The organism is Pseudooceanicola sp. HF7, from assembly GCF_011806405.1.
In the GTDB taxonomy this organism is placed as follows: Bacteria; Pseudomonadota; Alphaproteobacteria; order Rhodobacterales; family Rhodobacteraceae; genus Pseudooceanicola.
The window spans coordinates 82,823-106,332 of record NZ_JAATOW010000008.1 but is presented as its reverse complement, the minus strand read 5'-3'; the positions used below and the strand labels follow the sequence as shown (position 1 = coordinate 106,332).

22 protein-coding genes, 1 pseudogene and 1 riboswitch are annotated in these 23,510 nt (G+C 64.7%); of the genes and pseudogenes, 12 read left to right on the top strand and 11 right to left on the bottom strand.

Annotated features, from left to right (window positions below):
* Positions 1 to 132 precede the first annotated feature (132 nt).
* The 5 genes and pseudogenes from HCZ97_RS06765 to HCZ97_RS06745 all read right to left on the bottom strand — a co-directional run.
* Positions 133 to 342 (bottom strand): annotated as a pseudogene (locus HCZ97_RS06765) (adenosylcobinamide amidohydrolase); the annotation flags it as partial.
* A 121-nt stretch (positions 343 to 463) separates the two neighbouring features.
* Complete coding sequence (locus HCZ97_RS06760) at positions 464 to 1,213, bottom strand: ABC transporter ATP-binding protein (RefSeq protein WP_167687924.1); 750 nt, start codon at positions 1,211 to 1,213, stop codon at positions 464 to 466.
* Positions 1,210 to 2,193: an iron ABC transporter permease gene (locus HCZ97_RS06755; RefSeq protein ID WP_167687923.1), complete on the bottom strand. Its 984-nt coding sequence runs from the start codon at positions 2,191 to 2,193 to the stop codon at positions 1,210 to 1,212. Before HCZ97_RS06755 ends, HCZ97_RS06760 begins: the two co-directional genes overlap by 4 nt.
* Positions 2,190 to 3,023, bottom strand: coding sequence for an ABC transporter substrate-binding protein (locus HCZ97_RS06750; protein ID WP_167687922.1), 834 nt, complete (start codon positions 3,021 to 3,023; stop codon positions 2,190 to 2,192). Before HCZ97_RS06750 ends, HCZ97_RS06755 begins: the two co-directional genes overlap by 4 nt.
* A complete protein-coding gene (locus tag HCZ97_RS06745; RefSeq protein WP_167687921.1) occupies positions 2,998 to 4,830 on the bottom strand; it encodes a TonB-dependent siderophore receptor in 1,833 nt (610 codons plus the stop codon). Before HCZ97_RS06745 ends, HCZ97_RS06750 begins: the two co-directional genes overlap by 26 nt.
* Positions 4,831 to 4,955: 125 nt before the next feature.
* A riboswitch (cobalamin riboswitch) is annotated at positions 4,956 to 5,159 on the bottom strand.
* Positions 5,160 to 5,264: 105 nt separating this feature from the next.
* Here HCZ97_RS06745 and HCZ97_RS06740 point away from each other — a divergent pair.
* The 3 genes from HCZ97_RS06740 to HCZ97_RS06730 all read left to right on the top strand — a co-directional run bounded on the left by HCZ97_RS06740 (position 5,265) and on the right by HCZ97_RS06730 (position 6,860).
* A complete protein-coding gene (locus tag HCZ97_RS06740; protein ID WP_167687920.1) occupies positions 5,265 to 5,618 on the top strand; it encodes a hypothetical protein in 354 nt (117 codons plus the stop codon).
* Positions 5,619 to 5,704: 86 nt separating this feature from the next.
* Positions 5,705 to 6,247, top strand: coding sequence for a copper chaperone PCu(A)C (locus tag HCZ97_RS06735; protein ID WP_167687919.1), 543 nt, complete (start codon positions 5,705 to 5,707; stop codon positions 6,245 to 6,247).
* 10 nt (positions 6,248 to 6,257) lie between these two features.
* The gene (locus HCZ97_RS06730; protein WP_167687918.1) at positions 6,258 to 6,860 is read left to right on the top strand and encodes an SCO family protein; all 603 of its coding nucleotides are present in this window, start codon (positions 6,258 to 6,260) and stop codon (positions 6,858 to 6,860) included.
* A gap of 123 nt (positions 6,861 to 6,983) precedes the next feature.
* On the opposite strand, the gene HCZ97_RS06725 is transcribed toward HCZ97_RS06730, so the two are convergent.
* Positions 6,984 to 7,316 (bottom strand): hypothetical protein, encoded by a 333-nt coding sequence (locus tag HCZ97_RS06725; RefSeq protein ID WP_217701734.1) that lies wholly within the window; start codon positions 7,314 to 7,316, stop codon positions 6,984 to 6,986.
* A 175-nt stretch (positions 7,317 to 7,491) separates the two neighbouring features.
* Here HCZ97_RS06725 and HCZ97_RS06720 point away from each other — a divergent pair, with 175 nt between their 5' ends.
* Genes HCZ97_RS06720 through HCZ97_RS06705 form a run of 4 tightly spaced genes read left to right on the top strand, consistent with a single transcriptional unit; the run spans position 7,492 to position 12,375 of the window.
* Complete coding sequence (locus tag HCZ97_RS06720) at positions 7,492 to 8,853, top strand: ABC transporter substrate-binding protein (protein WP_167687916.1); 1,362 nt, start codon at positions 7,492 to 7,494, stop codon at positions 8,851 to 8,853.
* Between the two features lie 28 nt (positions 8,854 to 8,881).
* Entirely contained in the window at positions 8,882 to 10,126 is a 1,245-nt protein-coding gene (locus HCZ97_RS06715; protein ID WP_167687915.1) for a sugar ABC transporter permease, read from the top strand.
* Positions 10,123 to 11,322 (top strand): carbohydrate ABC transporter permease, encoded by a 1,200-nt coding sequence (locus HCZ97_RS06710; protein ID WP_167687914.1) that lies wholly within the window; start codon positions 10,123 to 10,125, stop codon positions 11,320 to 11,322. Before HCZ97_RS06715 ends, HCZ97_RS06710 begins: the two co-directional genes overlap by 4 nt.
* A gap of 6 nt (positions 11,323 to 11,328) precedes the next feature.
* A complete protein-coding gene (locus tag HCZ97_RS06705; RefSeq protein ID WP_167687913.1) occupies positions 11,329 to 12,375 on the top strand; it encodes an ABC transporter ATP-binding protein in 1,047 nt (348 codons plus the stop codon).
* A gap of 87 nt (positions 12,376 to 12,462) precedes the next feature.
* Here the strand turns inward: HCZ97_RS06705 and HCZ97_RS06700 are convergent, their stop codons facing one another.
* The 4 genes from HCZ97_RS06700 to HCZ97_RS06685 are packed head-to-tail and all read right to left on the bottom strand — an operon-like array spanning position 12,463 to position 19,167.
* Complete coding sequence (locus HCZ97_RS06700; RefSeq protein WP_167687912.1) at positions 12,463 to 14,514, bottom strand: glutamine amidotransferase; 2,052 nt, start codon at positions 14,512 to 14,514, stop codon at positions 12,463 to 12,465.
* Positions 14,514 to 17,291, bottom strand: a complete 2,778-nt coding sequence (locus tag HCZ97_RS06695) for a DUF4159 domain-containing protein (protein WP_167687911.1) — start codon at positions 17,289 to 17,291, stop codon at positions 14,514 to 14,516. Before HCZ97_RS06695 ends, HCZ97_RS06700 begins: the two co-directional genes overlap by 1 nt.
* Complete coding sequence (locus HCZ97_RS06690; protein ID WP_167687910.1) at positions 17,288 to 18,163, bottom strand: DUF58 domain-containing protein; 876 nt, start codon at positions 18,161 to 18,163, stop codon at positions 17,288 to 17,290. Before HCZ97_RS06690 ends, HCZ97_RS06695 begins: the two co-directional genes overlap by 4 nt.
* On the bottom strand, positions 18,160 to 19,167 hold the full coding sequence (locus HCZ97_RS06685; protein WP_167687909.1) for a MoxR family ATPase: 1,008 nt from the start codon (positions 19,165 to 19,167) through the stop codon (positions 18,160 to 18,162). Before HCZ97_RS06685 ends, HCZ97_RS06690 begins: the two co-directional genes overlap by 4 nt.
* A 69-nt stretch (positions 19,168 to 19,236) precedes the next feature.
* Between HCZ97_RS06685 and HCZ97_RS06680 the strand changes: the two genes are divergently transcribed.
* The 4 genes from HCZ97_RS06680 to HCZ97_RS06665 all read left to right on the top strand — a co-directional run bounded on the left by HCZ97_RS06680 (position 19,237) and on the right by HCZ97_RS06665 (position 21,927).
* Positions 19,237 to 19,830 (top strand): DUF1285 domain-containing protein, encoded by a 594-nt coding sequence (locus HCZ97_RS06680; RefSeq protein WP_167687908.1) that lies wholly within the window; start codon positions 19,237 to 19,239, stop codon positions 19,828 to 19,830.
* 64 nt (positions 19,831 to 19,894) lie between these two features.
* Positions 19,895 to 20,683: a hydroxypyruvate isomerase family protein gene (locus HCZ97_RS06675; protein WP_167687907.1), complete on the top strand. Its 789-nt coding sequence runs from the start codon at positions 19,895 to 19,897 to the stop codon at positions 20,681 to 20,683.
* 142 nt (positions 20,684 to 20,825) lie between these two features.
* The gene (locus tag HCZ97_RS06670) at positions 20,826 to 21,194 is read left to right on the top strand and encodes a VOC family protein (protein ID WP_167687906.1); all 369 of its coding nucleotides are present in this window, start codon (positions 20,826 to 20,828) and stop codon (positions 21,192 to 21,194) included.
* A 13-nt stretch (positions 21,195 to 21,207) separates the two neighbouring features.
* Positions 21,208 to 21,927 carry a YafY family protein gene (locus HCZ97_RS06665; protein WP_167687905.1) on the top strand — a complete coding sequence of 240 codons (720 nt, stop codon included), beginning with the start codon at positions 21,208 to 21,210 and terminating at the stop codon, positions 21,925 to 21,927.
* A 22-nt stretch (positions 21,928 to 21,949) separates the two neighbouring features.
* Here HCZ97_RS06665 and HCZ97_RS06660 read toward each other — a convergent pair whose 3' ends face one another.
* A complete protein-coding gene (locus HCZ97_RS06660) occupies positions 21,950 to 22,942 on the bottom strand; it encodes a cation diffusion facilitator family transporter (protein WP_167687904.1) in 993 nt (330 codons plus the stop codon).
* Positions 22,943 to 23,049: 107 nt separating this feature from the next.
* Here HCZ97_RS06660 and HCZ97_RS06655 point away from each other — a divergent pair, with 107 nt between their 5' ends.
* Complete coding sequence (locus tag HCZ97_RS06655; RefSeq protein WP_167687903.1) at positions 23,050 to 23,460, top strand: helix-turn-helix domain-containing protein; 411 nt, start codon at positions 23,050 to 23,052, stop codon at positions 23,458 to 23,460.
* The last annotated feature ends 50 nt before the right edge of the window (positions 23,461 to 23,510 follow it).

Genomic DNA, 23,510 nt, shown 5'->3' with positions numbered 1-23,510 from the left:
TCATACGAGCCCGCCAATGCAGCAGCCTGGCTGCGCGACGGGCATCTCACCGGTTCGGCGGGACTTTCCTACGCGACGAGTGTCCGCGTGATTGATTAATGAGTTGTTAATTCTTTTGCCGCGCAAAGCAACTCAAGGATGAATCCCGCCTTGCCGCTGCGCGGGCGCCGCAGGTCGCGCTTCCTGCATCCACCTGGCGACGCCGGCGCGCGTGGCGCTCAGGACCGCTTGGACCGCCGCTTCTGCGCTGGCGGTTTGCAGCCCGGCGTGACGCCCCTGACCTGCGGGTGCGGCGACGGCGATGCAATCGGTGCCGGTGCCCGTGGCAGGACCGGTCGGCATTGCGCACTTCGCGCCACAGGATCCTTCTGGTGGCGACGAAACCGGGGCGGCGTGGCCCAGATGAGAACCTGCATCTCCTGCCCCAGGTCGAATTCAAGCCAGGGCGCCCGGAAGCGCGCGCTTATTTCAGCACGCGCAGCGGCTGGAAGACCGGACCATCCGGGGTGTCTTCGTGGATAGCGGTGATCTGGAAGGCCCGCGCAAGCAGCTCCGGCACAAGCACCTTTGCAGGCGGGCCGTCGGCCAGGATGCCGCCCTCCGCCACCAGGATCAGCCGGGTACAATGACGCGCCGCAAGCCCCAGGTCATGCAAAGAGACCAGAAGCCCATGCCCTTCTTTCGCCAGATCCGCGAAGACCTCCATCACGGCGATCTGGTGGGCAGGATCCAGACCGGCGATTGGCTCATCTGCCAGCAGCAAGCGGCTTTCCTGGGCAAGGGCGCGGGCAATCAACGCGCGGGCCTGTTCCCCACCAGAAAGCTGAGTGGCATCCCGGTGGCGCAGCGGGTCAAGCTGAAGCCGGTCCAGGGCGGAATCCACGGCCAGGCGATCCGCTTCTGCCCCACCGGTGCCATGTGGCAGGCGGCCAAGCGCGACGAGGTCCTCAACGGAAACCGGCCAAGCGATCTCTCTCTGTTGGGGCAACCATGCGGCATGGCGGGCGCGATATTGCGGCGAAAGCTCCGCAAGAGAGCTCTCACCGCTGAAGGGCAAGAGCCCCATGGCCGCGCGCATCAGGGTGGTCTTGCCCGCGCCGTTCGGGCCGATCAGCCCTACCAACTCACCTTCGCGCAGCTCGAAGGAAACGCCGGAAAATACCGGGCGCTCGGCCAGTTCAACGCTCAGATCACGGATCAGAAGCAGGCTCACGCGCGCGCCCTCCGCATTTGCCAGAGCAGGCGCAGGAAGAAGGGTGCCCCGATCAGGGCCGTCAGAACGCCGAGTTTCAGGTCCCGGTCCGGGGCGATCAGGCGCACGGCAATATCCGCCGCCAGCAGCATCGCCGCCCCGCCCACGGCAGAGACCGCCAGAAGGCGCCCCGGCCGCCCGGCCACGCGGGCGCGCAGCAGATGTGGAACGACCAGGCCGACGAAGCCGATGACACCGGCCACCGCCGTCGCCGCGCCGATCGCCGCTGCCGTCCCCAATACCACCTGCCAGCGCAGGCGCGTCAGATCGATACCCAGCCCCTCGGCGGCGTCCTCGCCCAGTGTCAGCGCCTCGAGCCCCCGCGCAGAGCGCAGCAAGAGGAGCCACCCCAGCAGTGTGAAGGGCAGCGCCAGCATCACATGGGTCACTGACCGATCCGCAAGCGAGCCCATCATCCAAAAGACGATCTCTCCGGCGGCATAGGGGTTGGGCGACAGGTTCAGAACCAGCGATGTCAGCGCCCCGGCCATGGCCGAAATCGCGATGCCCGCCAAGATCAGCGTCAGCGACCCGCCGCGCGGCCCCGCCAGCGCCACGAGCAGCAAGACCGCCACCAGCGCGCCGGCCAGCGCTGCCAGCGGAAGGGCCAGCGCAAAGAGGGCGGCAAAGCCTGTTTGCAACGCCAGAACAGCGCCAAAGGCCGCTGCGCCGGAGACCCCTATGATCCCCGGCTCGGCCAAGGGATTGCGCAGAAAGCCCTGCATCGCCGCGCCGGACAGGCCAAGCGAAGCCCCGATCATCAGCGCCAGCAGGACCCTAGGCAGGCGGATCTCGCGCATGACCAAGACCGCCGGGCCATCGCCGCCCAGCACCAGCGCGCGCAGGCTCTCGCCCAGGCCCAACCCAGCCGGTCCCAATGCAAGCGACACCAGCGCCAGCAAGATCACCAGCGGGATCAGGATCCGCAGTACCGGGGTCATTCGATCTCCTTCCGGAAGATGGCAAGCTCCTCTACCGCCTGCAGCACGTAGGGCGTGCCGCACAGCCAGTCGCGATCCGCGACCGGGTGAGAGGCGCGCCGATCCCGGATTGCCTGTACAACCGGATGGGCAAGCACCGCTTCGGATCGGGAAGCCCCGGGATAGGGCGTACCGGTGATCAGGGCCTCCGGATCTGCCATCGCCAGCTTTTCCAGCGGCAGGTGGCCGCCGCGCATGTCCCCGGCGATATTGGAGAACCCGGCGGCCATCAGGATCTCTCCGGCCAGGGTGCGATCGCCGGTGGTATAACCATTCGCGTAATAGATCGCGGCAGAGGGGCTGCGCGCCACCTCGGCCCGCAGGACCTCCAGCCGGGCATCGAAATCAGCGATCAGCGCCTCCGCCCGTACCTCGCGGCCAAGCGCCGCGCCGATCCGGGCCAGACGGTCGCGAATGTCGGCCAGGCTGTAGGCCGGTTGCACCTCAAGCACCTCGCGGCCCAGCCGCCGCAGCATGGAAACCGTTGCGCGGGAGGTATAGCCGCCGGCCAGGACGAGGTCGGGCTGCATCAGCCAGACCTCCTCCGCGCCAGCGTGGTTGATCGGGTAGGCCCTGGCCTCTTCCACCATCGCAGAGCTGCGCGGTTCAACCGCCAAGTCGGAGACAGATATCAGTTGGCCCGGCGCGGCCAGCAACATCGCCAACTGATCGGTGCACAGGTTGATGGATACCACCCGCTTGGGGGGATTGCCTGCCGCCAGCAGGCCCGGCGCGGCGCCCAGAAAGAGCGCCGCGCCGATAATCCTAGAAACTGCCGCGAATGCCGACATAAAGTGCCCTGTCGCTTTGACCATAGCCCCGCACCGTCTGGTACTGTTCGTCCAGAAGGTTCACGACGCGAAGGTAAACCTCGCTTCTATCGGAGATACCATAGGCAACGGACAGGTCTACAAGCGTGTAGTCCGGCAGCGGCGTTCCGCGGTCCAGGTGGTCACTTACGTGACGCACTGACAGGTTCGAATTCAACTCATCGCTCAGATCTGCTGAAAGACGCAGCACCAGGTCGTTGCGGGGCACACGATCCAGCCGATCGCCCGCGGCATCGCTGGCCTCTGTCCATGTATAACTGCCTTGTAGACGCAGGCTTTCGTTCAAAGCCCAACCGCCGGACAGCTCAAGCCCCTGCATATCGCTGGTGCCGGGCACCTGAACGTAGCCGCCACCAATCCAGTCGATCAGGTCCGTGATTTCCATCCGAAACAGCGTCGCCTTCGCAAAGCCCGCGTCGAAGCGCTTTTCGATGCCCAGATCGAAGCTGCGCGATGTCTCAGGCGTGAGGCTGCTGTTTCCGTAGGTCAGGTCGTACAGCTCATATAGCGAAGGCGTTCGAAACCCCGTCCCGGCCGAGGCGCGAACGGTGATGTCTTCTTTTGGGCGCCAGGCCATGGCCAGCCGTCCGGTGGTCTCTCCGCCGAAAACAGAATGCTCATCCCGCCGGACAGAGGCCACCACGTCGAAGTTCCGCAGCGCCGCCCATCGGGTTTCCGCGTAGGCCCCAATGATGTCGCTTTCGACATAGAAGTCATCCGCGCGGTAGCCTTCCCGCGTGGCGTCCCCTCCGAAGGCCAGCATCACATTGGGCGACAGATCCATGCTTGCGCCATAGGCCAGTGCCTTCCGGGTGCCAAGGTTCGGGTAGTAGGAAGATCCCCAATTATCCGTGCCCCAGCTTTCCCTGTCGATCTGATAGAACTGGGCAGAGAATTCCTGCGCCAACACATCGCCTTCGACCTTCACGAAGCCCCGCACCCCGTAAGAGGTTGCCCTGTTCCTCTCGTCCGGGCTGCCGTCCATCGGGCCGGAGCCATATTCGTCGTACTCGGTTTCGGTCTTCTGCCAGAAGGCCGCGCCCCCCACCGTCACGCTGTCAGTCAGATCGTAAACGCCGGTGAAGGACAGCCGCGTGCCCTCATGTCCGTCGGCCTCGGTATTGCCGTCTTTCTCATCCGCGCTGGACCAGCCATCGGTGCGCACGTGGGACAGGGTCACAGCGTAGGTGCCCCGCGCTCCCATGTAACTTTGGTTCAGGCTGAAACGTCTGGTGTTGTAGCTGCCGTATTCCAGCGCGTAGTTGCGCGACAGGCCCATTTCCGTCGCCTGATTGGTCGAGATGGAGATCACGCCCGCGATCGCCTCGGACCCGTAAAGCGCCGATTGCGCGCCTTTCAGCACTTCCACACGGCCGATATCGGCGGTGGTCAGCGACCCGAAGTTGAAGGAGTTCTGAGAGGCCGAGGGGTCATTCACGTCGATCCCGTCGATCAGCACGCTGAAATAAGCACCACCCGCACCGCGAATGCGCAGGGTCGTGGCATTCCCGATACCACCCGCCGTGGTGACGCTTAGGCCCGGCAGCGTGGCAAGGTAATCGACCAGGCGGGCATCACCGGCCTCTTGCAGGTCCTCCCGGGTCACGATCTCGACCGTGGCGCCGGCGCGGGCGGCCTCGGTCTCTCCACGGTTGGCCGTTACGCTGATCTCATCCAGCGTGGTGATCTCCTGGGCCATAGCCGGTGCCAGAAGGCAGGCCGTCAGGCAGGTAGAGGCGGCGAAAGCCGCGATAAGTTTCTTGGTCATGCGAGTCCTTCCCGCGCCCCGGAGCCGGCGCGCGCAGTCACTGGGATCCCGGACAGTTTCCGGCCCGGAGGGTTGCCTTGCCACCTCTACGGAAGGTCCGTTGCCCCTGGCGCACCCCGCGCCCGGAACGGGTGATCGACTTCGGCAGGTCTCCTGACTTGCGGGTCCTCGCTTGGCCGGGTCTTCCCACCCCAAAGCTGCGGAGGCAGTGACATTGTCCGGCTTCGCTCTCCGCCTACAGTTGCGGGGGCAGTCGCGGCATTGGGGGTCCCCCTGACCGCATTCCCTATTCACCGGGCAAGGCCCGGACCGAAGCGGCGCGAGCGGTAGAGTAATCCCACCCCCAAGGCAAGCCGTCCTGGGCTTTGCGGCAATTTCGCACGGGCCGGGGCGACCTCTTGGCGTGTCATGGGCGTTCGGGATACAAGGGCACCATGAACCGCGTCCTGACCCATCGTCTGATCCTGACCGTGCTGGCCTGCTTCATTGCCCTGGCCGGCCCTGCCTCGACGCGGCACATGGCACCCGACGCGGACCAGGTCGCTCAGCTGGAACTGACCCTGGCGCTTGGCGCCCCGCTGGCCGAGCTTTGCGGTGACGAGCACGCCGTGCACGATCACCGCTGCCCCTTCTGTCACCTGCTGCCCGAAGCCCCCCGCGCTACCTTTGACGCGCAAGAGGCTCGCCTGGTCTTCGCGCTGGACGATCAGCTTCTGCGCGACCTCACGGCCGGCGCCCAACAGGGGCTGGGCCATCGGCTGGCCCGCGCCCCTCCGGTCACGACCTGATCCTTTCGACCAAGACAGATCAGACCCGCGGCCCGGAACAGGCTGCATCGGCGCATGGGCTCAGCCCCGCCAGACCGGAGATAGAAATGAAACGCTTCCTTACCGCCCTCGCCCTCGTAGCCCTCGGCACGACAGCCCAAGCCTCTGATATGGACCACGGCAGCAACCACGGCATGGACCACGAAACCATGGCCGAACAGCCGATGGCCATGACGACCACCCTGGGCGACCTGGCGCTTGAGGCGCCCTATGCCCGCGCAACCCTGCCCAATGCGCCGGTTGGCGGCGGCTTCCTGACGATCACCAACACCGGCGACACGCCCGATCGGCTGACCGCGGTGGAAACCTCTGTCGCCGGACGCGGAGAAATCCACGAGATGGTCATGAAGGGCGATGTGATGATGATGTCCGCCCTGCCCGACGGGCTGGAAATTCCCGCCGGCGAGACGATCGTTCTCAAGCCCGGTGGCTACCACCTGATGTTCATGGATCTGAAAGAGCCCCTGAGCGAAGGTGAAACCGTCACCGTCACGCTGACCTTCGAGACGGCCGGCACGGTGGACCTGCCCTTCGACATTCGCGCCGTCAACGCAGGCGCAGGCGGCCACTCCCACATGAAAATGGACTGAGATCGCAATCATGCAGCTGAACACCAAGACCGTTTCCATCCTGGGCCTCTGGGTGCTGGCGCTGCTGGCACTTCTGGGTCTGATCTGGGTCCGGGTGATCGAACCCCGGATCACCCGCGACGTGTCTGAACAACTGGGTCAGGGCGATTACACGCTGGTCGCAGCGGATGGTACCACGTTTACCGAAGACACTTTAGTGGGCGAGCCCACCGCGGTCTTCTTCGGCTTCACCCATTGCCCGGATGTCTGCCCGACCACGATGGGTGATATCGCCACCTGGCAAGAGACCCTGGCCGAGGAGGGAGCGGAGCCGATCCGCACCTTCTTCGTCACCGTCGACCCGGAACGCGACACCCCGGAACTGTTGGAGGACTATGTCTCCTGGGCGCCTAGTGTCACTGGCTTCAGCGGGGATCCGGACGAGGTTCAGAAGGCCATCAAGGCCTTCCGCATCTTTGCCTCCAAGGTCCCTCTGGAGGATGGCGATTACACCATGAACCACTCGGCCTCTGTACTGCTGTTCGACGACAAGGGGCAGTACTTCGGCGTCGTCGGATACCAAGAAGACTATGATCGCGTGATGGAACGTCTCCGCAAATTGCAAGCCAGCTGAGGCCACCTCGGCCAGATCAAGCTACCGCTTCCAAGGTACACATCGGCCCGCCCCCGCAAGAGGGCGGGCCGATGCCATTTCCGTGGCTTCATCCGCCGAAGATCCGAAAGCGCGTCCCGACTTTCAATAAAACACCGCCGCAGAAATCACCTGCACCGCCGATCCGACAATGACAACGCAGATGAAATAGCCCGACCGATTTCCTGGAGATACACCCCGGCGCTCGGGAAGGTCGCTATCACCTCCCCTATCGACGGGCTGCACCCGGCAAGCCTTCGACACGATTGGCATTTCGCGCAAGGCGCACAATTTCAAGGCACAGGCGCGCTGCACCTTGTGCTTAACGGCCACAACATGTTGGCAAAGCAGAAAAAAGCCACCCAGAAGGCCTTCAGCCCTCCGTTCTGGCGCCATTGCGTTTCTAAAGGTTGACTCGCGCCCTTCGCGCGGCATCATTCGTCAGGTCGGCTGTGCCACCAAATGCCGGCATCGGGATAAGAAGCAGCAAACTGCCCGCCCCGGGAGGTTTTTATGCGCGATGCGCCAGGCCTTGCCCTACCGCCTCTGCGCGGCAGGAAACGCCGTTTCATGGCCGTCGCGCCATTGAATTGAAGACAATCGGGAGGATCACATGATTGCATTTAAACCCCGCGGCGCGCGCGCGTCCGCGTTTCTTGGCACCGCTCTGGCACTTTGCCTGACCAGCCAGGCCATGGCGAAAGACCTGCGCTTCTGGACCACTGAAGAACAACCCGAGCGGCTGGCCCGCCAGGAACAGATGGCCGCCGATTTCGAAGAGGCAACCGGCCTCTCGGTCGAGGTCATCCCGGTCACGGAAAGCGAACTTGGCACCCGCGCCACCGCCGCCTACGCCGCTGGCGACCTGCCGGACGTGATCTATCACACCCTGCAATACGCCCTGCCCTGGGCCGAAGCCGGGCTGCTGGACGGCGATGCCGCGACAGAGGTCGTGGAAGAGCTGGGCATGGATACCTTTGCTCCCGGCGCGCTGGAAATGGCCGCCTTCGATGGTGGCATCGCCTCGGTTCCCGTCGATGGCTGGACGCAGATGATCGTCTACCGCAAGGACCTGTTCGAAGAAGCCGGGCTTGAGCCCCCCACCACCTACGCCGCCGTGACCGCCGCGGTCGAAGCGCTGCACAACCCGCCGGAAATGTACGGCTTCGTCGCGGCCACCAAGGTCGATGACAACTTCATGTCCCAGGTGCTGGAGCATGTCTTCCTGGCCAATGGCGTCAGCCCCGTGGGCGCAGATGGCTTCCAGCCGCTGGACCCGGCCAAGACCAAGGAAGTGCTGGAATTCTACAAGACCATCGCCGAAGCCTCTCCGCCCGGAGACCTGTTCTGGAAGCAGTCCCGCGAAGTCTACTTTGCAGGGGACGCGGCGATGATCATCTGGTCGCCTTTCATTCTGGATGAGCTGGCCGGCCTGCGTGACAGCGCGCCGCCCACCCTGAACGACGATCCCACCTCGCCCGAGCTTGCCTCCAAGACCGGGATCGTGACCAATTTCGCCGGTCCATCGAACCCCGATGGCGCCGCCTGGTCCGAGATGAACCTGTTCGGGATCACCGTGGACGCGGATATCGATAACGCCATCGAGTTCGTGAAATACTCCATGACGGATGGCTACATGAACACCCTGGCCATCGCGCCCGAGGGCAAGTTCCCGATCCGTCGCGGCACCGCCGACAACCCCACCGAATACTCCGATGCCTGGGCTGCGCTGCCCGTCGGCGTGGATCGCAAGGCTCCGCTCGGGGAGCTCTATTCGGAGGACATGATCTCAGAGATCGTCGGCGGCCTGGACGTAGCGCAACGCTGGGGCGTGGCGGATGGCCAGCTTGGGCTGGCGTCCAAGATGGTCAACACCCAGACCATCAATCGCTACGTGCGCGAGTACATCGACGGTGAGATCAGCGCCGACGACGCCATCGCCGCGATGAATGAAGAGCTGGCCAAGGTCGAGTAATGGAACGTCGCAAGACCGGAGGCGTGGCATGAGCACCGCCTCCTCGCATGATCCCGTCCCACCAAAGGGCCGGGGTCCCCTCGCCCGGCGCGAAGCGCGGTTGGCATGGCAACTCCTGCTGCCAACGCTGACCGCTGTGTCGCTTGTCGTCATCCTGCCGCTGCTGGCGATCTTCTGGATCTCCGTCAAACCGGTGACCCTGGCGGATCTGCGTCCGCCCGCCCCCATCGTGCGAGAAAGCCTGCGTGGGGAAGGCGATGAGATGCGCGTGGAATACCGTCTGCGCAACTCCTCTCGGGATACGGCGGTCACGGGAGTCGTGCTGACCGACACCCTGCCCGATGGCCTGACCCTGGCCGGGGAACCCGAAGCCCCCTGCCTTGTCGACGGACAGGACATCACCTGCGATTTCGGCGATCTTGAGGGCGGCGATCGCGCCACCGTCGCCATTCCCGTCACGGGCGATGCCGAAACCGCCGAGGACGCCGCCGAAGGCTCCGCCCCAAGGGTCACCGGGTCCGCCCCCAACGTGCTGACTAACTTTACCTTCACCTTGGAAAACTTCGCCCGGATCTTCGATGGCGATGAATTCTGGGGCGTGCTGGGCGTCACGCTGTTCTATACCTTCTTCGGCACCGCCGGCGCGCTGATCGTAGGGCTGTTTGCCGCCATGCTGCTGGACCGCAGTTTCAAGGGCCAAGGCATCCTGCGCGGGCTCTACCTGTTCCCATACGTGGCACCAGTTATCGCCGTTGCCTTCACCTGGGTTACCCTTTTCGATCCTTTCTCCGGCTCTGCAAACGCTCTGCTGATCCAGATGGGGGTCAGCAGTTCGGCCATCAACTTCTTCGGGGAACGCCCGCTTGCGTTGATCATGGTCACATTGTTCGAAGTCTGGCGCTATTTCCCGCTGTCCTTCCTATTCATCCTGGCGCGGATGCAGAGCATCGACACGGACATGTACGAAGCGGCAGACATGGACGGCGCCTCGCCCTTCCAGAAGTTCCGCTACCTGTCGATGCCGCAGCTGCTGGGGATCCTCTCTGTCCTGTTCCTGCTGCGCTTCATCTGGACCTTCAACAAGTTCGACGACATCTTCCTGCTGACAGGCGGCAACGCCGGGACGCGCGTGCTGACGGTCAACGTCTATGAACAGGCCTTCGCGGTCTCCAACATCGGCGCGGGCGCGGCCGTGGCGGTGGTGATCTTCGCCTGCCTGGTGCTGTTCTCCGTCTTCTTCTTCCGCGTCATGAGCCGAGAGGAAGGCCTATGATCAAGAACGGATATCTCACCGGCGCCGTGCTGGGGGTGCTTTGGTCCTTTACCATGGCGGTCACCGTGGCCGTGGCGATGAGCTTCGCCACCGGCGACGGCTTCCGCCCCGGTCTGCTGGGCATCTTGCTGGCAGGCGCGCTCTGCGGAGCAGCCGCCCCGCGCCTTGGCCGCTGGCCAACGCTGGCGCTCGGCGTACTGCTGACAGGCCTGCTGACGCTGATCGCCCTGCCGCCCGTGGTGGCAGAGACCATGCTTGTCTCGGCACTCATTACCGTGGCGCTCTTTGGCGCGGCGCTTGGTCTTGGCATGGCCAAGATCATGCAGCAGCTCCCCACCGGCGCGCTGACCCGCCATGAGTTCGAGGGCGCGATCATCCGCTTCCTCACCGGCTTCGGCTATGTCTTCTTCACCGCCATCGTGGTCATCCCTTTCTATGTGATGGTCATGACTTCGCTGAAAAGCCAGCAGGCGCTGTTGCAGAACCCTCTCGACTTTTCGCTGGACCTGTCGCGGGGCTGGGACCTGTTCCGCAGCTACCGTGAGCTGCTGACGGATTACGGCTTTGCACGCTACCTCTGGACCAGCTTTTATGTCTCCGTCCTGACGGTGCTGATCACCCTGGCCTTCTCCATCCCCGGCGCCTACGCCGTGGCGCGGCTGCGGTTCCGGGGGAGCGCGCTGTTTTCCCGCTCGATCCTGCTGATCTACATGGTGCCGATGATCGTCTTGGCGCTGCCCATCTACATCGGCTTCTCGATGCTGGGGCTGCGCAACACGATCTTCGGGCTTGTGCTGATCTACCCCGTCACCACCATCCCGGTCGCCCTCTACATGCTGCAGGGCTACTTCCGCGGTCTCCCCGGAGAGGTCGAGGAAGCCGGGCTCATGGACGGTCTCTCGCGCCTGGCCGTGATCTGGAAGATCACCCTGCCGCTGTCGCTGCCGGCCCTCGCCTCCGTGTCGCTCTACGTCTTCATGATCGCCTGGAACGAGTTCCTGCTGGCCTTCATGCTGCTGGACGACCCGTCGAAATTCACCCTGACCAGGGGCATCGCCAGCCTCAACTCCTCGGAAATCCCGCGCCAGCACCTGATGGCAGGCGCGGTGATCGCGACGGTGCCGATCATGGCGCTCTTCCTTGGTCTGGAACGCTTCATGACACGCGGGCTGACCGCGGGTTCCGTGAAAGGATAATTACAGATGTCCGCAATTACACTCCAGGCGGTCGAAAAATGGTACGGTGCCGTGCAGGTTATCAAGGGCATCGACCTTGAGGTGCAGGAAGGCGAATTCGTCGTCTTCGTTGGCCCATCGGGCTGTGGGAAATCCACCCTGCTGCGGATGATCGGCGGGCTTGAGGAAATCTCGCGCGGGGACCTGCTGATCGACGGGCGCAAAGCCACCTCCGAAGCGCCCAGCCAGCGCGGCCTCACCATGGTCTTTCAAAGTTACGCGCTTTACCCGCACATGTCCGTGGCCGAGAACATGGGCTTCTCGCTCAAGACCGCCGGCGCGCCGAAAAAGGAAATCGACGCCAAGGTCAACGAAGCCGCAGAGGTCCTGAAACTCGAAGCCCTGCTCGACAGGCGGCCAAAGGACCTTTCAGGCGGTCAGCGCCAACGCGTGGCCATCGGGCGAAGCATCGTGCGCGACCCCACCGCCTTCCTCTTTGATGAGCCACTTTCGAACCTGGACGCGGCCCTGCGCGTGGAAATGCGCTATGAAATCGCCAAGCTGCACCAGAGGCTGAAAAAGGCGATGATCTACGTCACCCATGACCAGGTGGAGGCGATGACCCTCGCCGATCGCATTGTGGTGCTGGACGCGGGTAAGATCGCCCAGGTTGGCACCCCGCGTGAGCTTTACGAGCGCCCGGCGAACCTTTTCGTGGCGCAGTTCATTGGCTCGCCCAAGATGAACGTACTTCCCTGCACCAGCTCCGGCGGCACCTGGCAGTTGGAAGGCGGCCGTGGGGCGCCCGGCGCCCCGGAAGGCGCGCAACACCTCGGCATCCGCCCCGAACATATCACCCTGCTTCCTGCCGGACAGGGCGCCTGCGACGGCACCGTGGACGTGGTCGAATACCTAGGTGCAGATACCTTCCTGCTGGTGGACTGCGGCACGCTCGGAAGGCTGACGGTGCGGGTGATAGGCGACACCGCCCTGCAGCCCGGCGACAGTTGCGGCCTGGGCTTCGACAGCGACTGGCTCAGCTTCTTCGACGCAGATGGGCTCGCCCTGCGCTAGGCCGCGTCTTCTTCTTGCCACGAAACTCTGGGGGGAACGAAACAGAGGGGCATCGAGCCCCTCTGTTTCGTTGGGGGCAAAGCCCCCCTACCTGCGGCCCTCACGGATCCACCCGGCCAAGATCAGAAGCGCCGCAACCAAGAGCACCAGCCAGGCAGGTAGCAGCGGAATCTGGTTGACATTGCGGGTTTCGTAGGCTTCCCTCGGCGAGAAACCGATCCAACCGCGCCCCGCTGCCGGGCGACCCGGCCGCACGTCGCGGAGTCCCGGCAGACCATCCGACAGTGCCATGATCCCGCCACGTGTCGCGTCCACCGCCGGTTCCAGAGCCGTGCCATCTGCGATCGTTTCCTCGAACTCGCGCGGCGCGGCAGGCCCCAGGCCAATGACACTCGAAAGCTCCCCTGCCGTCAGCCGGTAGAGGCCGATCTCCGGCCCCGTGAAACGTGCTTCGAAACGCCCGGGAGAAACCTCTTCCAGCGGCAGCTCTGTCTCGGTTCCGTCAGGCGCTGTCACTGTGACAGAGCCCACCCCTTCAGCGAGAGTGCGCCGTGTGATAACCATGTCCTGGCCTTGGGCCTCTGCTGTCAGGGCCTCTTCTTCCAGCTCGGGTTCCTTCATCATCCAATGGGCCAGCCGCCGCAGCAGTTCCAGCTGCGGGCCGCCGCCCTCGTATCCCCGCGTCCAGAGCCAGGCGTGATCCGAGGCCAGAAGTGCGACGCGCCCCTCTCCGACCCGGTCGAGAACCAGAAGCGGGCTCTCATCCACCCCGGACATGACCACCTGGCCGCGTTCCGGCGTCACCTCGATCTGGCGCATCCAGCGGCCCCAGTCGGCGCCCCACTCATCCTCAAGCCCGGCGGTCACCGGGTGGCGGTGGCCCAGGTCCGTCACCAAGGGCACATAGCCCTGTTCAAAGACTCGCGCGGTCGGGCGGGCCGGCAGAACCTCTGCCAGGGGCGAGCGATAGATGGAATCGGCCGAGGCGAAGTCGGGGCCGGCTGCAATCAGCACCGCCCCGCCGTTCTCTACATACTGGCGCACATTGTCGATGTAGAGCGTGGGCAGGATGCCGCGCCGCTTGTAGCGATCAAAGATGATCAGGTCGAAGTCTTCAATCTTCTCAAGGAAAAGCTCACGCGTGGGGAAGGCGATCAGGGATAGTTCGGACACCGGCACGCCGTCCTGTTTGGCCGGGGGCCTCAGGATGGTGAAATGCACCAGATCGACGGAGCTGTCGGATTTCAGAAGGTTGCGCCAGGTGCGCCCGCCCGGATGCGGCTCGCCTGACACCAGCAGCACCCGCAGACGGTCCCGCACCCCGTTCATCTGGACGATTGCAGAATTGTTGCGCTCTGTCAGCTCGCCCTCCTGCTCGGGGGTAGAGAACTGGATCACGTTGCGCCCGCCGTGGGTCAGGGTCACCGGTACCGCGATCTGTTCGCCGGGACGCACCTGCACGGTCACCGGATCGCCACCATCCAGCGACATGGTCAGATCTGCAAGGTCGCGGGCGTCTTCGGGCACCGCTCCGCTGTCTTCGACTTCCAGGGTCAGGGTAACTTCTTCGTCGATGATGCCGAAAGCCGGTGCATTTCGCACGATCAGCCGGCGGTCCCAATCCTGGGGCGTGCCGGTCAGCAGAAGGTGCATCGGCGCGGGGACCGATGGCAGTTGGTCCAGGTCATGCAGACGCCCGTCCGACAGCAGGATCACGCCAGAGATCCGCCCCCGCGGTTCCTCTGCCAGGGCCTCCGAGAGCGCCGTCATCAGCAGAGTGCCGCTGTCTTCGGCACCGTCTCCCAGTTCGACGCGTCGCAACTCAGTATTGGGGCGGCTCTCGATGCGGCTGGCCAGGGCTTGCGCCGCACGTTCGGTCTGCTCTGCCCGCGCACCCAGCCGTTGCGAGGCCGAGCGGTCCTCGACCATCAGCACGATATCGGTCAATGGCGCGCGATCTTCCTGGCGCAGCGAGGGACCGGTCAGCGCAGCCAGGATCACCACGCCCGCCAATCCGCGCCACAACCACCCGGCCAGCCCCAGCCAAAGCGCCAGCACAACCCCTGCAGCCGTCAGCACGGCCAGCAGGCCTAGCACTGCCCAGGGCAGAAGGGGGTCAAAGATGATCTGTCCGGTCATTACTGGCCCAATCGGTCAAGCAGTGCAGGCACATGCACCTGGTCGGATTTGTAGTTGCCCGTCAGGACATGCATCACGAGGTTGACGCCAAAGCGGAAGGCGACCTCTCTCTGGCGTTCGCCCGCCAGCCCTGACCCCACCGGCACAAGCGCCGCGCCACTGCCGTCCACGGCCCAGGCAGAGGCCCAGTCGTTGCCGCCGATCACCACCGGCGTCACGCCATCGTTGAGATTGCGGAAAGGCATCCCCTCGATCAGCTCGGCATCAGGCGGCGCGGCCTCGACCCAGATGTCGCCGCGGTCAAAACGGCCCGGGAAATCCTGCAGCAGGTAGAAGGTGCGGGTGATCACGTGGTCTTCGGGGATCGGCTCAAGTGGCGGGATGTCCAGCGGCTGGGCGATGCGTTGCAGGCGCCGCCCTTCCGGGCTGGAGGCGCCGTAGCCCGCGATATCGGCATCCCGGGTATCAAAAAGGATCATGCCGCCGGTACGCAGATATCGGTTCAGCTTGGCATAGGCCGCGTCCGAAGGGATCGGCTGATCCGCCGAGATCGGCCAGTAGAGGAAGGGAAAGAGCGAGAGTTCATCGGTCTCAAGGTCCACGGCCATTGGCGCGGCCGGCTCGACCGAGGTGCGGAAGGTCAGCACGTTCGAAAGACCCTGAAGACCTGCTTGCGCCAGACCATCCAGCTGGTCGTTTCCGGTAACCACATGAGCCAGCACCACCTCTTCCGTGGCCCGGACGGCGAAGGCATCGCTATCCTGTGCGCGGCCCTCTCCCGGCAGCGCCAGCGCCAGCAGCACCAGCGCGGCAGGGGCGGCCCGTGCCCCGTGCAGCCGACCCGACAAAGCCAGAGAGGCCAGGATATCCGCCAGCAGCAATACCAGAGCCAGCCCCAGAAGGAGCCCCCCCAAGGGCATCTCCTCGGGGTCGGTGAGACCTTCGACGATCACGTCGCCGGGCCAGGTCGTAGGCAGCAGGGCGCTGTCGCTGTTCATGACGTTGCGCGCAATCGCGCGATCCTCGCTTTGATAGAGCCCCGGCAGCATATCCGGCCCCAGAGCAGCCGAAAGCATCTCTGCGCCGTCAACGCTGGGCAAAGTTCCGGCGTTGGAGATCGTGCCGAAGGCATCGATCACGCGCTGCGGCTGCCAGGTGGTGCCTTCAAGCTCAACCGGATCGGGGTCGGCGGTGACAGAACTGACGGAGAGCCGCTCCAGCATCTGCACGAACAGCCCTGAGAGCGGCAGGTTCGACCATTCCGCGTTGGCAGTGACGTGGAACAGGACCACCTGCCCGTCGCCCAGATGCTTACGGGTAACCAGCGGGGTGCCGTCCGACAGCCGGGCAATGGCGCGTTCGGCCAGCGTGGGATCCGGCTGGGCCATGACCTGGGAAGACACGGTGACATCAGCGGGGATCTCCAGCCCGTAGAAGGGGCTGTCGGCATCGAAGGGGGCCAAAGTCTTGGGTTCGCCCCAGCTCATCGCCCCGCCCACGTTGCGCCCGCCAGCGCGTAGGCGCACGGGCATGAGCGTATCTATCTCGTCCCGGCCCAGATCGCTTGCCGCCAGCCGCGGCCCGGCAAAGCGCAGCAGCATCCCGCCGCCATCAACCCAATCCTCAAGCATCTGGGTTTCGCCCGCCGACAGGGTCGCCACATCGGCCAGAACCACCACGTCGGGGTTGGCCGGCAGCACGTCTGTCAGCGCGCCATGCAGCAGATCCGCGTTGGTTTCCAGCGCGCGTTGCAAGTAGTGCAGCGGCGAAAGCAGCTCGAGCCCTTCACGATCCTCACGGCCCGCGATCAGCGCCACTTCTCGCCGTCGCAAGCCGTCATCGGTCAGGGCAATGGCCCCGGCAGAGCGCTCCCCGGTCACAGCGAAATGGGTCAGCCGCGCACGCAGTTCGGCAGGCAAGATCAGCGGTTCGCTTGCCACGGCCTCTCCGCCAGAGAAGGTCAGATCGACGGTCTCAAGCACACGCATCGCGCCTGACGGGTCGCGCCCATGGGCCTGTACAGAGATCACCCTGGCGGCATCCAGCGCATGGCTTGCGCGCACGGCGGTCAGCTGTACCGCGCCGCCGTCAAAGACGGCGGGGCGCAGGGCAACGACATCCTGACCGGTCTCAAGCACCCTTACCTGGCCCTTGGCGGCAACGGCGGCAAGCACCTCCGCCCGCCCTGGCCGGTCCAGCCCGTCGGAAATCCATACGGTTTCGAAGCCGTCGGTCAGGTCACCCACGGCAGCAAGGAAGCGCGCCATGGCTGCATCATCTGCGGGGGCGGGCTGCCATGGTTCCGGCGCCAGGCCCGGCAAGCGGGTCGCCCAGGTCTCCGGCGTCTGGAACACGGGCGCTTCGGGGGTGGTCAGGCGGACCACAGCGGCAGAGCGCCCCTGGCGCCCGGCTTCGGCCAGCAATGTCTCTACCGCCTCTGCCTTGCGCGGCCATTCGGGCGCAGAGGCCCAGGAACCATCCAGCAAGATCAGCAGGGGGTCAGAAGTGGTTTGGCGTTCGGGATCGGGGTTCAGCACCGGACCGGCCAGACCGATGATCACGGCGGCCACGGCCAGCATCCTCAGCAGCAGCAGCCACCATGGCGTGCGGTCGGAAACGCTTTCCTCATCCTTCAGGCCCAGCAGCAGCGCCACGCCGGGAAAGCGGCGGCGCACCGGCGCGGGTGGCACGGCTCGCAGCAGGATCCACAGCAACGGCAGGGCGAAAAGGGCCAGCACCAGCCATGGCGCGGTGAAACCTATGCCGCCAAGTATCATGTTGTCCCCCTGTCAAGCGCCTGCCAGATCCACAGCAAGGCGGACTGCGCAGAGGCCTGGGTGTGATGGGTATTGAACTGCCAGCCGGTCACGCGGCACAGCGATTGCAGCTCGTCCTTGCGCTCTGCCAGCCGGTCCAAGTAGCGGTCCCGAAGGTCATTGGCCTTCAGGGTCTCATGGGCGACGCTGCCGCCGACGCTTTCAAAGATCGTCCTGCCGGAGAAGGGAAATGCCTCTTCCACCGGGTCGAGCACCTGAAGCAAAACGCCCCGCACGCCACGGTCCGCTGCCTTGGTCAGGGCCAGTTTCAACTGGTCCACCGGCCCCAGGAAATCCGAGACGAAAAGCGCCCGCGCGTTGGGGATCATCGACCGATGTTCGGGCACGCCGAAATCCGCCGGATCCGGTTCCGAAAAGAACTCTGCCAGCCGCAGGATCTGGTTCTGGCCGCGCCGGGGCGGCAAGAGGGTGCCAGTTAGGCCAACGCGCTCTCCGCCACGGATCAGCAAGATGGCCGTGGCCAGTGCGAGGTTGCGCGCCCGGTCGCCCTTCATCGGCAGCTTCTTTGTGCTGGCGAACTGCATTGAAGCCGATTGATCGACCCAGAGCATGACGCTTTGAGCAATCTGCCATTCCCGTTCCCGCACGAACCGGTCGTCAGAGCGCGCAGACCGGCGCCAGTCGATCCAGCGGCGCGGATCGCCCGGCTGTACCGGGCGATATTGCCAGAAGTCATCGCCCAGGCCAGCACGACGTCGGCCGTGATCGCCCAGCAGGACGGTCCCCGCCAGTTGCTCTGCCCGTGCCAGAAGCGGCGGGAGCTTGGCGGCCTCTTCCTCGGCCCGGTGGCGAAGTTGGGCGGGTGTCCTCACGCGGCGGCCTCGACCCCTGAGACAGAGGCAGCCACATCAGCGATCAGCCCATCCAGGCTGTCACCACGCGCGCGGGCGGCGAAGTTCAGCCCCATGCGATGCGACAGGACAGGCTGGGCGCAGGCGATCACATCTTCAGAAGACGGCGCCAGGCGGCCCTGTAACATGGCGCGCGCGCGAACCGTCAGCATCAGCGCCTGTGCTGCACGGGGGCCGGGCCCCCAGGACACGCTGTCTTTCACGCTTTGTGGCGCGGTGACATCATCGGGACGGCAGGCGCGCACAAGGTCCAGGATCGTTTCGACAACGCTGTCACCCACCGGCATCCGGCGCAGCAGGACTTGGGCTTGCAACAGCTCCTCCGCGGTAAAGACGGCATGGGCCTCTTCCTCGATAGCGCCGGTGGTGGACAGCAGGATTTCCCGCTCCGTGTCGCGGTCCGGATAGGTCACGTCGATTTTCACCAGGAAACGGTCCAGCTGCGCTTCGGGCAGCGGATAGGTGCCCTCCTGTTCGATCGGGTTCTGGGTCGCCAGCACAGAGAACGGCTTCCCAAGCGAGCGATTCTCTCCGGCGACGGTCACGACCTTTTCCTGCATCGCCTGCAGCAGGGCGGATTGGGTCCGGGGCGAGGCACGGTTGATCTCATCCGCCATCAGGAGCTGGCAGAAAACCGGACCGGGCAGGAAGCGGAAGGCACGTGTGCCGTCCTCTGAAGTTTCCAACACTTCGGAGCCAAGAATATCCGCCGGCATCAGGTCCGGAGTGAACTGGATTCGGTTGCCATGCAGGCCCATCACGGTCGAGAGCGTCTCTACCAGCCGGGTCTTGCCCAGGCCCGGCAGGCCGATCAAAAGCGCGTGCCCGGAACACAGCAGCGCGGAGAGCGTCAGGTCGACGACCTGCTCCTGCCCCACGAAACGCTTGGTGATGGAGCTCTTGGCCTGCGCCAGCTTTTCCTCCACCGCTTCGATCGCGGCGACGAGATCCTCGGCTTCTGCCATGGCAATACTCCTGCGTGAAACTATATCTTAATGACGAACCCTACCGCTCATATGGTTAACGGCCAATTCATGACGTCACAAAATCCCGTGAAAGTCACCGCAGACAGCATACTCGCCTCCGCACGCGCGGCGAAGGGGCGCGGATTGCCGCCGGTGCACGACTGGAACCCGCCCTTCTGTGGCGACCTGGACATGCGCATTGCGCGCGATGGCACATGGTTTTACCTCGGGACGCCGATCGGGCGGCCAGAACTGGTGCGACTTTTTTCCACCATCCTGCGCCGGGACGGGGACGATTACTTTCTGGTCACGCCGGTCGAAAAGGTGGGCATCAGAGTCGATGACGCCCCTTTCCTTGCCGTGGATTTCGAGGTCTCGGACCCCGGTCCCGATCAGGTTCTGACCTTCCTGACTAACGTGGCCGACCGCGCCGAGGCAGGCCTCGATCATCCGATCCGGGTAGAGCGGGATCCCGAAACCGGCGAACCCGCACCCTATGTGCTTGTCCGCGACCGGCTTGAGGCGCTGATCGACCGAAAGAGCTTCTATCGGCTGGTCGATCTGGGCGAGACGCGTGAACAATACGGCGAAGGCTGGTTCGGGATATGCTCCGGCGGCGTATTTTTCCCGATAATCCTCGCGAAAGAGTTGACCACGGATTAACCACTTCGCATCCTCCGCCGACGGTAGGCACAGCCTTGTAGGTAGCCACTGCTGGGGGACACGGATGCTGAAGTTCGCGGCAAATCTATCGGGGCTGTTCTGTGAACTGCCGGTGCAAGACCGCGTGCTGGCGGCAGCGGATGCAGGGTTCGACGCGGTAGAAATCCCCTTTCCCTATGACGCACCGGCCATGGACCTGCGCAACGCACTGGGCTTCACCGGCCTGCCGGTCACCATGATCGCAGCACCGCCGCCGAATTACACCGGTGGCACGGCGGGCTATGCCGCCTTGCCCGGTGGCCAAACCCGGTTCCAGCACGATTTCCGCCGCGCCCTGCGCTATGCTCAGGCGCTGAAAGCCCACCATATCCATGTCCTGTCCGGCGCCGCCCACGGTCAGGAGGCCTTTGAGACGCTGGTCGAGAACCTGACCTGGGCCTGCGATTTTGCCCCCCGCCAGAGCCTGGTGATAGAGCCGATGAATACCGCCGACCTGCCCGGCTACTTTCTGGACAGTCCGGAACGGGCCGCGGAGGTGATCGAAGCAGCGGGGCGCAAGACCCTGGGACTGCAATTCGACGCCTACCACATCCATAAGATCACCGGCGATGTGCCCGGCAGCTGGCAACGTTTCGGGCACCTGGCCCGCCACGTGCAGATCGCCGCAGCCCCCGACCAGGGCGAACCCGACCGCGGGGGCATCGACTTTGCCGCCTTCTTCGACCAACTCCGGCATGATGGCTACGCTGGCTGGATCGGGGCGGATTACCGGCCGCGCGGACAGACCACCAAGGGGCTCGGCTGGCTGGCCGCCGCGCAGGAAGGTACCGGTTCCTTCAAGAAACAGGCCTGACCGCGTCCGCGCGCGCCTCGCATGTTTCACCACCGCCCCTAGGCAGCAGGTTTCCCGATTTTCCTGACAGGCTGCTGACACTATGCTGTCAGCAGCCCTGTGTCATGACATCCTTACCGCAACCCGAGTAAGGAAGTTTTCCATGACACCTCCCATCGTCGTCTGGACAGAGATCCCCGTGACCGACCTGAAGAAAGCCATCGCCTTCTACAACGCCGTCTTCGACTGGCAGATGGTGCCCAGCATGATGGGTCCCGAAGAAGTCGCCGTCTTCGGCGGCCAGGGTTCTGCCCAGACCGTCTCCGGCAACCTGGTCGAGGGGCCTGCCGCCGGCGGTACGGGACCCGTCGTCCATATCGCCGTGCCGGACCTTGCCGCCGCCACGGACCGCGCAAAAACCGCCGGCGCCAAGGTGATGGAGGGCCCGGTGCAGATCCCCGCAGGCCGTTACACCAACATCCAGGACCCCGACGGCAACCGCATCGGCCTGTTTGAGCCGAAGGCCGCATGAACCGGAGCATCAAATGAGACGGGCCGACCGCCTTTTCCAGATCGTCCAGTACCTGCGGGGCGGACGCCTGGTGACGGCGGCCCAACTTGCGGAGCGCCTGGAAGTGTCGCTCCGCACGATCTACCGCGATGTCGCAGACCTGATCGGCTCCGGCGTGCCCATCGAAGGGGAAGCCGGTGTGGGCTACATCATGCGGGACGGCTACGATCTGCCGCCACTGATGTTCACCCGAGACGAAATCGTCGCGCTGGTGGCAGGTGCCAGGCTGATCCGCGCATGGGGCGGGCTGACCATGGCCGCCAATGCCGAAGAGGCCCTGGCAAAGATCGAAACCGTTCTGCCCCCTGCCCTGCGCACCCGCGCGTCAGAGGTTCAGATCCACGCCTTTGCCCAACGCTCCATGACGGATGCCGAACGCGCCCGCCTTGACCGGGTGGAAGAGGCGATCCATGCCCGCCTGCGCCTGTCCCTGTCCTATGCGGATGAGGCTGGCGTGGTGACCGGCCGCTGCGTCCGGCCTCTGGGGCTGTTCTTCTGGGGGCGCGTCTGGACCCTCGTCGCATGGTGCGAGCTGCGCGACGACTTCCGCACCTTCCGCCTGGACCGGATCACGGAGATGACCGAGGAAGACCGCTTTCCCGCGGACAGAGACAAGTCACTAGCCCGGTTCAAGGTGATGCAGCGTGCGAGCCACGCTAGCAGCGACACAGGCGCCAACCCGATCCGGACCTAAGGCCACTGGTGACGCACCCCGGTCAATGCCCGATCAATGGCGCGCCCTGGCAGGCCTCCTCGGGGCTTTCGACCTCGATGGTGACATGGGTCAGCGCAAAGACACTGGACAGCCGCGCCTTGATCTCTGCCCGCACCGCCAGCGGATCGCTGCCATCGGCGGCCAGGACCACGTGGGCCTCAAGCGCCGCTTCCTTTTCCTGCATCCGCCAGAGGTGAAGATGGTGAAGGGAGTCCACCCCCGCAACACCCCGGATCTCTTCCGCGACCTCGCTCACTGTCGGGCTGTCCGGGCTGCCCAGCATCAAAAGGCGGATCACCGGACCGACCTCTCGGCCAGCGTGCCAGAGGATATAGGCAGAGATCCCCAGCGTGACGATCGGATCAATGAGCCGCCAGTCATAGAGAAGGATCAGCGTGCCCGCGACGATCACCGCGACAGAGCCCAGGGCGTCCGCGATATTATGCAGGAACGCCGCGCGCATGTTCACACTGTCCTTCGACAGCCCCAGGATCATCAGAGCGGTGATCGTATCGATGACCAGGGCGACGACAGCGACCACGACGACGATCCAGCCCTCGACATCCTGCGGGGAAAACAGGCGCTCAACGCCCTGGTAAGCGAGCATGATCGCGATGACGATCAGCGTGGTGTAATTGACCAATGCGGCCACGACCTCGGCCCGGCCATATCCGAAGGTCATGGCCTCATCCGCCGGCCGGCGAGCGATCTTGCGGGCCCAGAAGGCAATCACCAAGGACAGCGCATCGGACAGGTTGTGAACTGCATCAGCGATGAGGGCGAGAGAGCCTGACAAAACCCCGGCGACGATCTGCACCACTGTCAGCGCCACGTTCACCACGACCGCCCAAGCGACGCGCCTGTCCCCCAGATCCGCGGCGTGATGATGGTGGTGGTGGTGCCCATGCGCGGCCCCCGTAGAGCCCGCATGGTGATCGTGGTCGTGTTCGTGGGCGCCGGCCTTGACCTCTGGCCCTGCTGCATCCTGTGACATCGCGGAATATCCTTTTCACGTCTCCGGTAGCGAGCCTGTACGGCCCTTTACCTTCTTCGCGGCCCAACCTAAGACCTCCAGTGACTGGAGGTTCAAGGAGAAAATCCATGTTTTCCATAGGAAACCTGTCCCGCGCGACGGGCGTGAAGGTCAATACGATCCGCTATTACGAAGAAGCAGGGCTGATGCCCCAGACAGAGCGCACTGCGGGGAACCAGCGGCGCTACACGGCGTCGGCGCGGGATCGACTCCATTTCATCGCGCACAGCCGGGCACTCGGCCTGCCGCTGGACGCAATACGCCGCTTGCTGGAGCTCTCGGACAAGGGGCGCGACTGCACCGACGCCCATGAGATAGCCCAGGACCATCTGCGCGACGTCCGAAAACGGATCGCCCGCCTGCGCCGCCTTGAAGCCGAACTCCTGCGCCTTTCGGAGGCGTGTGACCACGCGCCCGGCGCGCCCTGTGGCCTGATCCAGGCCTTGGGCGATCATGATCAATGCCACGGCGAGCACTAAATCGTGTTAGCGGGCTGCGCCCGTCGCATGCGCGAATCCATGACCCGCGC